This is a genomic window from Phenylobacterium sp. (assembly GCF_030645195.1).
Taxonomy (GTDB): domain Bacteria; phylum Pseudomonadota; class Alphaproteobacteria; order Caulobacterales; family Caulobacteraceae; genus Phenylobacterium.
In genome coordinates this window covers 58568-71551 of sequence record NZ_JAUSLW010000073.1, presented here as the reverse complement: position 1 = coordinate 71551, position 12984 = coordinate 58568, and the positions used below count along the sequence as shown (strand labels likewise).

Below are 12984 nucleotides of genomic sequence, written 5' to 3'. Positions count from 1 at the left end.
ATGACCCCGGCCTTGACCCCCAGGTCGATGATCTCGCCCAGCTTGGAGATGCCCTCGCCGTACATGATGTCGAACTCGACCTCGCGGAACGGCGGGGCCACCTTGTTCTTCACCACCTTCACGCGGACGTTGTTGCCCATGATCTCGTCGCGGATCTTAACCGAGCCGGTGCGACGGATGTCCAGGCGCACCGAGGCGTAGAACTTGAGCGCGTTGCCGCCGGTGGTGGTCTCCGGGCTGCCGTACATCACCCCGATCTTCATGCGAATCTGGTTGATGAAGATCACCAGGGTGTGGGTCTTGGAGATCGAGGCGGTCAGCTTGCGCAGGGCCTGGCTCATCAGGCGGGCCTGGAGGCCGGGCAGGCTGTCGCCCATCTCGCCCTCGATTTCCGCCCGCGGCGTCAGGGCCGCCACGGAGTCGATGACGATGATGTCCACGGCGCCGGAGCGCACCAGGGTGTCGGTGATCTCGAGCGCCTGTTCGCCGGTGTCGGGCTGGGAGACCAGCAGTTCATCGAGGTTCACCCCCAGCTTGTTGGCGTAGGAGGGGTCCAGCGCGTGCTCGGCGTCCACGAAGGCCGCGGTGCCGCCGGCCTTCTGGACCTCGGCCACCACGTGCAGGGCCAGCGTCGTCTTGCCCGAGCTTTCCGGGCCGTAGATCTCCACGATCCGCCCCTTGGGCAGGCCGCCGATGCCGAGCGCGATATCCAGGCCCAAGGACCCCGTGGAGACCGACTCGATCTCCATGTGGCTCTTGTCGCCAAGCTTCATCACCGAGCCCTTGCCGAAGGCCCGATCGATCTGCGCCATCGCTGCTTCCAGCGCGCGCTGCTTGTCACCGTCTTCTCGTGCCACGAGCTTCAATGCCGTTTGAGACGCCATACCAGCACTCCCTATCCCATGATTCCGCCAACCCGGTGGGGTAGATTGCTCTCCCCGCCGCCGGACTCAGGTGTACTTATTTTGTTCTCTGTTCACAAGATGTTCTTTTCCGGGTATGCGACCGGAATTGACGTGGGGGACCCGGGAGTTAGGAGCCTCAGCGCGACCACCAGGGATAGGCCGCGGGCATGTCTCTGGAGACCTTGCCGCTGAAGGCCGGCCGCCGCTTCTCCAGAAAGGCCGCCACGCCCTCGCGCACGTCGGGCCCGGCGCCGAGCGCCACGGCCAGGGGACCATCCACCTTCAGGGTGTCGTAGGGCGAGGCCGCCTCCGACAGCCGCCACAGCATCTGACGGGTCAGGGCCACCGACACCGGGGCGGTGTTGTCGGCGATGGAGCGCGCGATCGCCCGGGCGCGGGGCAGCAGATCCTCCGGCGCGACCACCTCGCTCACCAGGCCGCCCTTCAGCGCCTCCTCGGCCGAGAACAGGCCCCCGTCCAGGCACCAGCGCAGCGCCTGGGAGATGCCCACGAGCCGGGGCAGGAACCAGGCGCTGCCGGCCTCGGGCACCAGGCCCCGGCGGGCGAAGACGAAGCCGAACTTGGCGGTGTTCGCCGCGATGCGAATGTCCATGGGCAGGGTCAGGGTCAGGCCCACCCCCACCGCCGAGCCGTTGAAGGCGGCGATGGAGGGCTTGCGGCACTCATAGACCGCCCCCACCATCCCCGACCCGCCCGAGCGCCCGGCCTTGGAGACATCCCCGAAGGCCGCCGAGCCCTCGGCCGAGGTGGTGTCGAAGGCGCCGGCGCCCGCCGACATGTCGGCCCCGGCGCAGAAGCCCCGCCCCGCCCCGGTCATCAGCACAACGCGGACGGCGTCGTCCCGGTCGGCGGCGTCGAAGGCGTCGGCCAGCTCGGCGCCCATGGTGGCGGTATAGGCGTTGAGCTTGTCGGGGCGGTTGAGGGTGATCTGCATGATCCCCTCTTCGACGTCACAGAGGATATGCTCGTAGATCCTGGACACGGGTCGCCTCCCTAAGGCTTTGGCGGGAGGCTAGGCGGGTGACGTCCACGTCAGGCAAGCGGCGTTCGGGCGCCGCGCGCCCGCACCGCAGCGCCGGATGCCCCACGGCCAGGCTGGTTAAGGTCCTGGTCACCGAGTCACCCGCAACTCCACGTTTTGGCGTTCCCAGTGACAGAGTTTCGATGAGGCCATCCCCCTCCCCCGCCTTCGACCACGGCGCCGCCCTGCGGGTGCCGCCGGCCCATGACGGCCGAAGCTGGAGCAAGCTGCTCTATTGGCTAGGCGACGAGGGCCACGCCCTCGACGAGACCGGCCTGGTCCAGGTCGCCACCCCCAACGGCTGGACGGTCGCCCGCCCCGGCGACTGGATCGTGCTGACGGTCGGCGGCCAGTTCCACGTCGCCCACGCCGGTCCTCGCGCCCTGGACGCCTGACCATGCAGACGGGCTCCTGCCTCTGCGGCGGCGTCCGCCTTGAGGTGTCCGGCGGCCTCCCCGATATCCAGGCCTGCTATTGTGGTTCGTGCCGGAAGGCCCAGGGATCGGCTTTCGTCGCCGTCCTGCCGGTGGCCAAAACCGACGTCCGCTTCACCGCCGGCGAGGACCTGCTGGCCGCCTTCGAATCATCGCCGGGCAAACACCGGGTCTTCTGCCGTGTCTGCGGTGCGCCGATCCTCAGCCGCGCCGCGGCGCTCCCCGACCGCCTGCGCCTGCGGGCGGGTCTGCTCGACGGGCCCCTGGGGGTGAGGATCGCCTCCCACGCCTTCGTGGCCGAGGCGGCGGACTGGTGCGTCATCGACGGCGACGCCCCGCGCTATCCCGGACCGCGCCCGGCCTGAGCCCTATTTCCCGGTCTTCGGATTGAGCCGGGCCACGCCGCCGCCGGGCAGGCGGGCCTCATAGGGGCCGAACCGCGGATCGGGCTTCAGATAGTCGGTGGAGACGTACTGGGCGCCCGAGGCGAAGGCCTGGGCCTGCCGCGTCCGGTCATTGGCCCGGGCCTCCAGGGTGTCGGCGTCGGCCCGGGTGCGCACGATCAGGCCGCTGGCCAGGGCCGCCTCGATGCGCCCCGCCAGTTCAGTCGGCTCGTTGAGGGTGACATAGGCCGCCGCCGGCCCCTCGTCGGTGTTGATGAACATGGCCCGCCCCTCCAGGGAGCCGCGCGTCCCGCGATAGAGCTCGGGCTTGGCGCCGCTTTCGTCCATGGCGAACATCACCTTGCCGCGCGCCGCCTTCAGCCGGGGCCAGCCGCCGGCCTTCACCGCGGCGGCCAGGGTCGTCGCCCGGCCCTGCACCTTGTCTGGCGTGATCAGGGCGCGCTCGGGGAAGACCGAGCGGATATCGGCGTCGATCTGGTCCATGGCCCTGGCGTCGAAGGGCAGGACGGTCGCCGCGCCCGGCACGCCGACCAGGTTGTCGTCCTTCAGGTTCATGATCACCAGGATCGGCACATGATTCGGATGGGCCTTGGACCAAGCGCGGATCTCCTTCAGGCAGCCCACGAAGGTCGGGCAGCTGGAGCGGTAGTCCATGTCCTGGACATGCATCACCTTGAACCCCGGCGCCTTGAGGGGCGCGAGGTCGTAGGGCGCCTCGGCGGCGTCCCGGGCCATCCTCATGGCCAGCGGATCGGCGTAGCGCCCGCCCTCCGGGTCGTTCAGCAGATCCAGCTCCAGCTGCCGGGCGCCGGCGTCCAGCTCCTGGGTCAGGGGCGCGTGGGCATAGTCCAGGGTGGCGGCCAGGTCGGGCTTGGCCATCCGGATCAGGGCCATCTCCTTGGGGGCGATGGCCTGCTTGTAGCTGTTGTGGGTCCCCACCACCTGGATCGCGTTCATCGGCACGGCGTCGATGACCCGCCGCGTGCAGCCGGGCGCGCCGGAGGGATGTTCCAGGTCGCAGTTGGCGGCGACCGCGAGACCGGCGGCGAGAAGCAGTGAGATCATGGACACCCTCCTGGAGCGGGATGAGGAAAAGTGGGAACCGGCTTTCCGGCCACATCCCGCTCCAACCCCGGGAATTAGATCACGTTCATGACCGGGAGCGCGACGCTGATCTCCAGCGGCGTGTCGGGAAACCGGCCCTCGACGAGGTCGGGCAGCAGTTCGCGCAGGCGTTCCGGATAGATCATCTCCTGGCTGGCGGCGATCTCCTCGGGGCTCCACCAGCGCATCTCGTCCATCAGCTCCACCTCATGGGCCTCCCAGGCCGCGCGGCTGGGATCGCCGCCCAGGCAGCGGGCCACGAAGTAGCTCTCCCTCAGCAGGACCAGCTCCCCGCCGTACAGGGTCAGGGGGCTGGCGCGCAGCCAGACCACCGGGCCGAGCTCCACCTGGGTGAAGCCGCTCTCCTCGGCCACTTCGCGCAGGGCCGCGGCCTCCAGGCTCTCGCCCTCGTCCACCCCGCCTCCCACCGTGAACCAGAAGCTGGGGGCCTCGGCGGTCAGCCGGCCGCGCATCAGCAGGATGCGTCCGTCCTGGTCAAACAACAGAACCCGCGCCGTCAGCCGCTCTCGCATCTCAGAAACCGCTCCGAACGCTCAAGGACGCTTTGAGAAGACTATCCTCAATTTGAGGTGTCCCGCGCAACACCGCCAGTCGTGGAGGATAGCAAAATCTTCCAGCACACAAGATGTGCGACACCCGACATTGCCGGAGACCCTCGACTGCGCCAGTTCGCCGCACCCCCACGCCCACCAAGGAACGATGTTTTCACAAGCCGTTAAGCTGACCGGCGCAGGAATTGAGCGGCAATAACAGGAATCCATCCCTTGGGCGTCGCACCACACCGGTTACTCGGGTTCGCCTTCGCCAACGCAGATCTTCTGCTTGAGATCGCCAGCGACGGTCAGATCGCCTTTGCGATCGGCGCCAGCGAGGCCCTGTCCGGCTCCCAGGAGACCGCCCTGGTGGGCCGGGCCTGGCGCGACTTCATCGATCCGCGCGACCGCGCCATGGTCCAGGCCCTGCTCGACGGCCTGACCGAGGGCAAGCGCGCCGGCCCCCTGGTGGTCAGCTTGGCCAGCAATGGCCGGGGCGAGCGCGCGGCGGCGATGTCGACCTTCCGCCTGCCGGCCAATGACGGGGCGATCTCCTGCACCTTCAGCCGCGCCCAGCCCAGTCAAAGCCACGGTCTGCACGATCGGTCGGGCCTGGAGGCCGTCACCGCGGCCCTGTTCGAGACGAGCAAGGCGACCGGCCTGGAACTCGAACTGGCGCTCGTCGAGATGGGCGGCCTGCCGGCCCTTCGCAAGGCGATCGGTCCCGAGGCGGTGAGCGCCTTGGAGCAACGCCTGGCCGGCGTGCTACGCGCCCAGTCCCATGGCGGCGGCGCGGCGGCCGACCTGGGGGGCGACCGCTACGCCCTGGTCCGCCATACGGGCGAAACCGGCGAGGTCCTGGCCAAGCGTCTGCTCCAACTCCTGGCCATCGACCCCGTCCACGGCGTCGAGGCCAACGCCAAGACCCTTGCGCTGAAGGGCGACGTCTCGCCCAGCCAACTCATCCGCGCCATCCGCTATTCCCTGGACTCCTTCATCAAGGACGGGATGAAGGCCGAGGGGCCCGACACCCTGAACGAGGCTGTCAGCCGTTCGGTGCGCCGCACCCTCGTGGACGTCGGCGCCCTGGGCCAGGCCGTGGCCGACCGCAGCTTCCGCCTCGTCTATCAGCCTGTCGTCGACCTGAAGAAGAACGGCGGCCTGCACCACCATGAGGTCCTGGTTCGCTTCGGCGACAACGCCAGCCCCTTCCCCATGATCCGCATGGCCGAGGAGCTGGACCTGATCGAGCCCCTCGACCTGGCCGTGGTGGAACGCACCCTCGCCAAGCTGGTGGAGGATCCCTCCCTGCACCTTGCGGCCAACATCTCCGGCCGCAGCATCGTGAGCTCCAGCTTCGTCGAGGCGGTCCGCACCATGCTGGCCGACAATCCCAAGGCCGAGGGCCGCCTGCTGTTCGAACTGACCGAGAGCGCGGCCATCGAGGACCTGGCGCTGGCCGACCGCCACCTGCAGGCCCTGCGCGCCGAGGGCATCCTGATCTGCCTGGACGACTTCGGGGCCGGGGCGGCCTCCCTGGCCTATCTCCAGCAGCTGTCCCTGGACATCGTGAAGATCGACGGCCGCTACATCCGCGAGCTGCAGCACGGCGGCCGCGAGTCCACCTTCATCCGCCACCTTGTCTCCATGTGCGGCGAGCTTGGGGTCAAGACCCTGGCCGAGATGGTCGAAACCCCCCAGGCCGAGGAAGCCGTCCGCCGCGCGGGCGTCGACTACGCCCAGGGCTGGCTCTACGGCGCGCCCAACGACGTGCCGATGGGCCCGCTCTCCGCCACGGTCACCAACGCCGTCCGGCCCGGTCGCCGGGTCGGCGCCGTGGACAGCTGGGGCTAACCCCCTACCCCTGGGCCGCCAGCCAGTCGGCCATGTGGCGCTCCAGCACCGTCATCGGCATCGAGCCCGAGAGCAGGGCCGCGTCGTGATAGGCCTTGATGTCGAACTTCGCCCCCAGCCTGGCCTTGGCCCCGTCGCGGATGCGCATCCAGATGGTGTGGCCGACCTTGTAGCTGCAGGCCTGGCCCGGGGCGACGCAGTAGCGTTCCACCTCCCGCTGGGCGCGGCTCTTGGGATAGCCGGTGACGCTGACCATGTAGTCGGTGGCCTTCTCCCGGCTCCAGCCCTTGGAATGCAGGCCGGTGTCGATCACCAGGCGCGAGGCGCGGAACAGCAGGGATTGCAGGAAACCCGCCTGGCCCAGCGGGTCGCCATCATAGGAGCCGGTCTCGCTGGCCAGTTGCTCGGCATAGAGCGCCCAGCCCTCCGAGAAGGCCGAGAACCCGCCGCCGGTGCGCCGGATGATCGGGATGCGGTCGCTCTCCTGGGCCAGCGCGATCTGCAGGTGATGGCCCGGAACCGTCTCGTGATAGACCAGGGTCGGCAGGTTATATTTCGGCCATTCGTGGGTGTCCTTCAGGTTGATGAAAAACGCCGCCGGGCGTGAGCCGTCGAGCGCCGCGCTCTGGTAGTAGCCGTTGGACGCCCCGTCCTGGATGAAGGCGGGCACCCGCTTCACCTCCACCTTGGCCTTGGGCAGGGTGTTGAAGGCCAGGGGCAGCTTCTTGTAGATCTCGCCGATCTGGACGTTCAGCGCCGCGATCAGCTCGGCGCGACCCGCGTCGGTATTGGCGTAGACCTGGGACGGATTGTCGTTCAGCCCCTTCAGCCGCTCGGCCACCGTGCCGGTGGTCATGCCCTGGCTTTTCAGGATCAAGTCCAGCCGCGCGGTGATGTCGGCCACCTGATCGAGGCCCAGCTGGTGGATCTGCTGCGGCGTCAGGGTGGTGGTGGTCGAGGCCTCGCAGGCGTCGGCATAGTAGGCTTCGGCGTTCTTCAGCCGGCCGATGCCCGCCTCCGAGGTGGCCTTGGCGCGGTTGGCCTGGACCGCGGCGATCTGCCGGTCGAGGGCCGGGAAGATCTCCTGCGCCACGATCTTGGCGGCCGGCGTGGCGTAGTCGGCGGTCAGGCCGGCGGCCTTGGCCTTGGCGGCCAGGGAGGTCACCAGAACGGTCTTCTCCGGCGGCTGGTCGCGCAGGGCCCGGAGCTGGGCCAGGGTCAGGTCGCAGACGAAGTCCGGCGGCACGACGCCGGCGGCCACGTCGATCTTCATGCGTTCCAGGTCCTGGTCCAGCACCTTGCCGAACGCGTGCAGGCGCGAGATCCAGGCCTCGGCGTCGGCGGCGTTGGCCACCCGGTGCTGGTTGTCCAGGAAGTCCGGGATCTCCTGATAGGCCCCGTTCTGCTGGCTGATCACATAGGGCGAGAACCGGCCGCCGACGCTGCCGAACTTGTACTTCTCGCCGTTCGAGAGGGCGTGGCTGTTCTGGTAGAGCACCACGTCCAGGTCGACCTTGGACGCCGTCGACAGGGCCGTGCGGTCGACGCCGTTCAGCGCCGCCACCCGGGTCCGCACCTTGGCCAGCCGCGCCTCGCGGGCCGCGGTCGAGACCTCGTCCAGCTGGCCCTTCAGCGCCGCCCGCGCCCCCTTGTCGAGGCCCAGGGAGGTGGCCCGCTCGGGACTGTCGTCCACCTGGTCCTCGAAGATCCTGTCCAGCAGGGTCTTGAGCTTGGCGTCCTCCGACCCCTGGGCGAGGGCTGGAGCCGCCGTCATCAGGGCCGCGCCGGCGGTGGTCAGCAGGAAACTGCGTCGGTCGATGCGATTCATAGGTTTCAAGATCCCGGGCGTGGAGGTCTGCGGCGGCTTGAGCGGCGTACGTGGCTCAAGCCTGTTGCGAGTGTCGCGGCGAGCCTAGAGCACGTCAGGCGGAAGTGGATACCGGTTCCGCCGCCCGACGCGCTCTAATCTTTTGAATCTAGGGCTTCACGTCGGACGGAACCCATGGCGCGGGAATATTCACCGCCATCGGGCGAGGCCGTGGATCGTCGGCTTGCCCGCCCCGCGCGCCGCGCGCATAGCTCGCCCCATGTGCATCGAGTTCCACCTGCGGACCCATCCGGGCGAGGATTTGCGGCGTTTCGAGACCGCGCCGGTTTTCTGGGCCGACACCCCGCCGGCGCGCGCCCGCGACCAACCCGCCCGCCCCACCGACCTGGCCTTCATGATCCGCCCCACCGATCCCGCCGATCCGGCGGCGGGCCTTGAGGGCGTCACCCGCCGCTGGTGGATGGTGCCGGCCTTCCACAAGGGACCGGTCGCGGCCTGGAAGACCCTGTGCGCCAACGCCGAGGTCGAGGCCCTGGACGCCTCGCCCCTGTTCCGCGACGCCTACGCCGCCCACCGCGCCCTGGTCCCCCTGAGCTCCTTCATCGCCTATGAGGAGCCGCCCGGTTGGCGCAAGGGCCAGCCCAAGCGCCGCTGGGAGGCGAGCTGGACTCCGGCGAACGCCGCCGACCAGGTCCGCTACTTCGCCGCCATTTGGGACGTCGCGACGCCGTCCGACCTCGACGCTCCGCTTGAGAGCTTCGCCATCGTCATCCGCCCCGCCGGGCCCGACCTGGCGGCGATCCAGCCCACCGAACCGGTGGTGCTGACCCTCAAGGAGGGCCTGGCCTGGCTGAAGCTGGACGGGCCGGGCAAGGCCGCCCTGGCCCGGCCCGCCCCAGCCGGAACCTATGAACTCACCGAACAGCCGCGGGACGTCGTCATGTCCCGCGAGATGCGCCGAGCGCTCTAACCCGCCACGATCCAGCCGTCCGGCAGGCTGCTGAGGGTCACGTTCACCAGCACCACGCGGTCAGTTCCGCCCAGGTCCACCACCGTGTCGGCGCCCTCCTGGCGCAGGCTGTAGGACGGCGCGAAGTCGAGGACGAGACGGTCGCCCTCGGCATAGTTGAAGTCGTTGATCCGATCGAGGCCGCCGCCCACGAAGGCGTGGAAGGTGTCGGCGCCGGTCCCGCCCGCAACGGTGTCGTCGCCACGGTCCCCCCACATCAGGTCATTGCCGCCGCCCCCATCGAGGCTGTCATTGCCCTGGCCGCCGCGCACCCAGTCGGCGCCGTCGCCGCCGAACTGGGTGTCGTTCCCGAGGTTGCCGTAGACGATGTCGCCGCCGCCCTCGCCGTAGAGCAGGTCGTTCGCCTGACCGCCCACCACCCAGTCGAAGCCCTCGCCACCGCGCAGGGTGTCGTCGCCCTGGTTGCCGTTGATGTCGTCGAAACCGGCCCCGCCGACGACGCTGTCATTGCCCGCGTCACCGCGCAGGTAGTTGGAGTCCGCGCCGCCCAGGATGTAGTCGTCGCCGTCATTGCCGTTGATGATGTCTGCGCCCGCGCCGCCGTCCAGGGTGTCGGCGCCCCCGCCGCCGGCGATGCTGTCGGCGCCCGTCAGGCCGCGCAGGACGTCGCCGAGACCGCCCCCGGCGATGCTGTCGGCGCCGGCCAGGATGTAGGCCTTGGCCGCCGCCTCGTCGCCGGTCACCGCCCACTGCACGAAGGTGATCACCGGGACGTTGGTCCCGGTGATGTCGAACACCAGTTGGCCGAAATAGGTCTCCTGCAGGCGGGTCAGGGTCCCGCCGGTCAGCTGTCCCGCGCCGTTATAGGTGAAGCTGCCAAAGAAGTTGTCGTCGACGCCGCCCCCCGAGGTTGTGAGCTGAATGGCGTTGGCCACCGTGACGTCTCCCGACAGAAGCAGCAGGAGATCGAGCTGGTCGAAGTCCAGATTGAAGTTGCCGGCCACCACGGTGGTCATCGTCTCGCCCCCTAAGCGTCAACTGAGAAGACACGTCATACGTGTGGTCCGGGAGCCCGTCTAGCCGAGCCCCGACATAGGCGCCCCCGCGTCACCGTTGACAGGGGCGCACGCCCGGTCGCCAATTCTCCCAACAAAAAGACGGCCTTGGGAGGATGTGATGACCGCGTGGATGTTCGCCGACGTGTGGGAGGCGATCGCCGCCAAGCAGCCCGACCGCCCAGCCCTCATCCAGGGGGAGCGGGTCATCACCTGGGGCCAGTTCGACGCGCGCTCCGACGCCCTCGCCGCCCACATCGTCGCCGCCGGGATCAGCCCCAAGGCCAAGATCGCGGCCTATCTCTACAACGGCCCGGAATACATGGAGACCTACTACGCGGCCTTCAAAGCCGGGGTCTCGCCGATCAACACCAACTACCGCTACGGCGGCGAGGAGCTGGTCTACCTCTTCGACAACGCCGACGCCGAGGTGGTGGTCTTCCACGCCCAGTTCGCCGACATGCTGGACTCCCTGCGCGCCCGCCTGCCCAGCGTGAAACGCTACATCGCCGTGGCCGAGCCCGGCCATCCGGTCCCCGCCTGGGCCGACGACTATGACGCCGTGGTGGCCAAGGTTCCCGCCGCCCGGCCCTTCAAGGCGCCCTGGGGCCGCTCGCCCGACGACCTGATGCTGCTCTACACCGGCGGCACCACCGGCATGCCCAAGGGCGTCATGTGGCGCCAGGACGACCTCTTCAACGTCATCGGCGCCGGCGGCCAGGCCCTGCAGGGGGTTCCGCCGCTCACCAGCGCCCAGGAGGCCGCCGACCGGCTGGATCCCAAGGGGCCCCGGCCGCCGCTGAACATCATCTGCTGCCCACTGATGCACGGCACCGGCCAGTTCTCGGCCTTCATCACCTTCAACCTCGGCGGCGCCGTCGCCGTCCTACCCTCGCGCCAGTTCAACGCCGTCGAACTGTGGAACGAGGTGGAGCGGCTCGCCGCCGACGGGGTGGTCATCGTCGGCCTGGCCTTCTCCACCCCCATGCTGGAGGCCCTGGAGGCCAATCCCGGCCGCTGGAACCTCTCCAGCGTCAAGTCCATGAGCTCCTCGGGCTCCATGTGGAGCCAGGAGAACAAGCGTGGCCTGTTGCGCCACGTCACCAACGCCATGATCATGGATTCCCTCGGCTCGTCGGAGGCCGTCGGCCTGGGCGCCTCGGCCTCGGCGCCTGGCGCGGAGGTCAAGACCGCCGACTTCATGCTCGGCCCCAACTGCGCGGTCTTCACCGAGGACGGCGCCCGCGTGCAGCCAGGCTCCAACGAGCGCGGCATGGTGGCGGTCTCGGGCTTCCTGCCCCAGGGCTACTACAAGGACCCCGAGAAGAGCGCCAAGACCTTCCAGACCATCGAAGGCCAGCGGTGGAGCGTCCCGGGCGACTGGGCCATGGTCAACGCCGACGGCACCCTGAAGCTGCTGGGCCGCGGCTCCCAGTGCATCAACACCGGCGGCGAGAAGGTCTTCCCCGAGGAGGTGGAGGAGGCGCTGAAGAACCACCCCCATGTCCGCGACGCCGTGGTGGTGGGGATTCCCGACGTGCGGTTCGGCGAGCGCATCTGCGCGGTGGTCGAGCCCGACGGCGCCGTGGAGCTGACCCTGCCCGACCTCTCGGCCCACGTCCGCGCCCAACTGGCCGCCTACAAGGCGCCGCGCGAACTGGTGATCGTGGACTCCATCGGCCGCGCACCCAACGGCAAGGTCGATTACAAGGCGGTCAAGGACCGGGCGCTGAAGACGCTAGGGGTTTCGGCCTAACTGCTGGCGTCGCGCTCGTAGCGGTCCACCACCTGGGCCAGGCCCGCGAGGATCGCCTCACGGGTCGCCGCGTCGGCCTCGCTGCGATGCAGCAGGCGCAGGGACGACAGGTGAACCTGGACGCCGCGGTCATCGCGCCGGCCGACCTCGCCCGAACGGTCCAGAAGTTCGCAAAGCGACCGGGCCGCGGTGGCCAGGCTGTCGTCGGCGAACACCCCGCAGAAGTTGATCAGGCGGGTGGCCAGAAGGTACATCGCCTCGGGGTCGAAGCCTGGCTTGGCGACCAGGGCGTCCATGGCGTCCAGCGACTCGTCCACTTCCGACAGGCAGGTCTCGCGGGACGCCTCGATGGCCGCGGCGCCGCGCTTCAGCGCTTCGGGTACGTACATCCCCCCCGGCGCCTTGATCAGCTTGGAGAGATTGGTGGTGACGTGAAACTTGCGGACGACGCTCATAGGGCGACTTTCTGCGGGGCGATAATATTGTTCAATTCGTCCTGGGACAGGTTGTCACCGGCGACGGCGGCGACCTCGGCGGGCTTGTCGTCGCGGCGCCGGCCGTCGGGGAAATCGGTGGGCATGCCCGACTGCTTGAAGCGGCGATCGGGGCCGATATAGGTGTCGGTCTCGAGGAACATGCGCCGGCCCTGAGCCACCCAGAGAATCCGCTCCAGGATGACCTTGGGCGTGATGGGCTTGGTGATGATGAAGTTGGCGCCGCAGTCGCGGGCCCGCATGACCTGGGTCCGGCGCGAGTGGGCCGTCACCACGATGGCCGGGATGGTGCGCGTCTGCTCCCCGCTCTCGTGCCGCAGCCAGCGGACGAAGTCGTAGCCGTCCATCACCGGCATCTGGCCATCGGTCAGGATGATGTCGATGCGGCGCGCCTTGACGATCTCCATGGCCTCCATGGCGCTGGAGGCGCGCTGCAGATCCTTCATGCCAAAGCTGCTCAGGACGCTAGCCAACAGGTCGAGCGCCTGGGAGTTGTCATCGACGATCAGGCCGGCGGCGTTCTCCAGATTGAGGCGAGTCGTGCTCTGCATGGGCTCACCTGAAACGCTAGGAGTAAACGAGGT

Annotated in this window: 13 protein-coding genes; 5 read left to right on the top strand and 8 right to left on the bottom strand. The window is 69.0% G+C overall.

Annotated elements, in window-relative coordinates:
• Both recA and Q7T09_RS07025 read right to left on the bottom strand, forming a co-directional pair.
• On the bottom strand, positions 1 to 884 hold an 884-nt coding region (gene recA / locus Q7T09_RS07030; protein ID WP_304698767.1), incomplete at its 3' end, for a recombinase RecA.
• Positions 885 to 1041: 157 nt separating this feature from the next.
• Positions 1042 to 1908, bottom strand: coding sequence for an enoyl-CoA hydratase-related protein (locus Q7T09_RS07025; RefSeq protein WP_304698766.1), 867 nt, complete (start codon positions 1906 to 1908; stop codon positions 1042 to 1044).
• A gap of 182 nt (positions 1909 to 2090) precedes the next feature.
• On the opposite strand from Q7T09_RS07025, the gene Q7T09_RS07020 reads away from it, so the two are divergent.
• Together Q7T09_RS07020 and Q7T09_RS07015 are read left to right on the top strand one after the other, a co-directional pair.
• Positions 2091 to 2342 carry a hypothetical protein gene (locus Q7T09_RS07020; RefSeq protein WP_304698765.1) on the top strand — a complete coding sequence of 84 codons (252 nt, stop codon included), beginning with the start codon at positions 2091 to 2093 and terminating at the stop codon, positions 2340 to 2342.
• 2 nt (positions 2343 to 2344) lie between these two features.
• Entirely contained in the window at positions 2345 to 2746 is a 402-nt protein-coding gene (locus Q7T09_RS07015; protein WP_304698764.1) for a GFA family protein, read from the top strand.
• Positions 2747 to 2749: 3 nt separating this feature from the next.
• On the opposite strand, the gene Q7T09_RS07010 is transcribed toward Q7T09_RS07015, so the two are convergent.
• Positions 2750 to 3850 (bottom strand): phosphatidylinositol-specific phospholipase C1-like protein, encoded by a 1101-nt coding sequence (locus tag Q7T09_RS07010; RefSeq protein ID WP_304698763.1) that lies wholly within the window; start codon positions 3848 to 3850, stop codon positions 2750 to 2752.
• Between the two features lie 74 nt (positions 3851 to 3924).
• A complete protein-coding gene (locus tag Q7T09_RS07005; protein WP_304698762.1) occupies positions 3925 to 4422 on the bottom strand; it encodes an NUDIX hydrolase in 498 nt (165 codons plus the stop codon).
• A 252-nt stretch (positions 4423 to 4674) separates the two neighbouring features.
• On the opposite strand from Q7T09_RS07005, the gene Q7T09_RS07000 reads away from it, so the two are divergent.
• Positions 4675 to 6297, top strand: coding sequence for an EAL domain-containing protein (locus Q7T09_RS07000; protein ID WP_304698761.1), 1623 nt, complete (start codon positions 4675 to 4677; stop codon positions 6295 to 6297).
• 4 nt (positions 6298 to 6301) lie between these two features.
• Here the strand turns inward: Q7T09_RS07000 and Q7T09_RS06995 are convergent, their stop codons facing one another.
• Positions 6302 to 8125, bottom strand: coding sequence for a DUF885 family protein (locus tag Q7T09_RS06995; RefSeq protein ID WP_304698760.1), 1824 nt, complete (start codon positions 8123 to 8125; stop codon positions 6302 to 6304).
• Between the two features lie 259 nt (positions 8126 to 8384).
• Here Q7T09_RS06995 and Q7T09_RS06990 point away from each other — a divergent pair, with 259 nt between their 5' ends.
• Positions 8385 to 9095 (top strand): SOS response-associated peptidase family protein, encoded by a 711-nt coding sequence (locus tag Q7T09_RS06990; RefSeq protein WP_304698759.1) that lies wholly within the window; start codon positions 8385 to 8387, stop codon positions 9093 to 9095.
• Here Q7T09_RS06990 and Q7T09_RS06985 read toward each other — a convergent pair.
• Entirely contained in the window at positions 9092 to 10111 is a 1020-nt protein-coding gene (locus Q7T09_RS06985) for a calcium-binding protein (RefSeq protein WP_304698757.1), read from the bottom strand. The genes Q7T09_RS06990 and Q7T09_RS06985 overlap by 4 nt on opposite strands.
• A 160-nt stretch (positions 10112 to 10271) precedes the next feature.
• On the opposite strand from Q7T09_RS06985, the gene Q7T09_RS06980 reads away from it, so the two are divergent.
• Entirely contained in the window at positions 10272 to 11906 is a 1635-nt protein-coding gene (locus Q7T09_RS06980) for an AMP-binding protein (RefSeq protein WP_304698755.1), read from the top strand.
• Here the strand turns inward: Q7T09_RS06980 and Q7T09_RS06975 are convergent.
• Together Q7T09_RS06975 and Q7T09_RS06970 are read right to left on the bottom strand one after the other, a co-directional pair.
• Positions 11903 to 12361, bottom strand: a complete 459-nt coding sequence (locus Q7T09_RS06975) for a hypothetical protein (RefSeq protein ID WP_304698754.1) — start codon at positions 12359 to 12361, stop codon at positions 11903 to 11905. The two genes, Q7T09_RS06980 and Q7T09_RS06975, sit on opposite strands and share 4 nt — an antisense overlap.
• Positions 12358 to 12951, bottom strand: a complete 594-nt coding sequence (locus tag Q7T09_RS06970) for a response regulator (protein ID WP_304698752.1) — start codon at positions 12949 to 12951, stop codon at positions 12358 to 12360. The genes Q7T09_RS06975 and Q7T09_RS06970 overlap by 4 nt, the downstream gene beginning before the upstream one ends.
• Between the last annotated feature and the right edge of the window lie 33 nt (positions 12952 to 12984).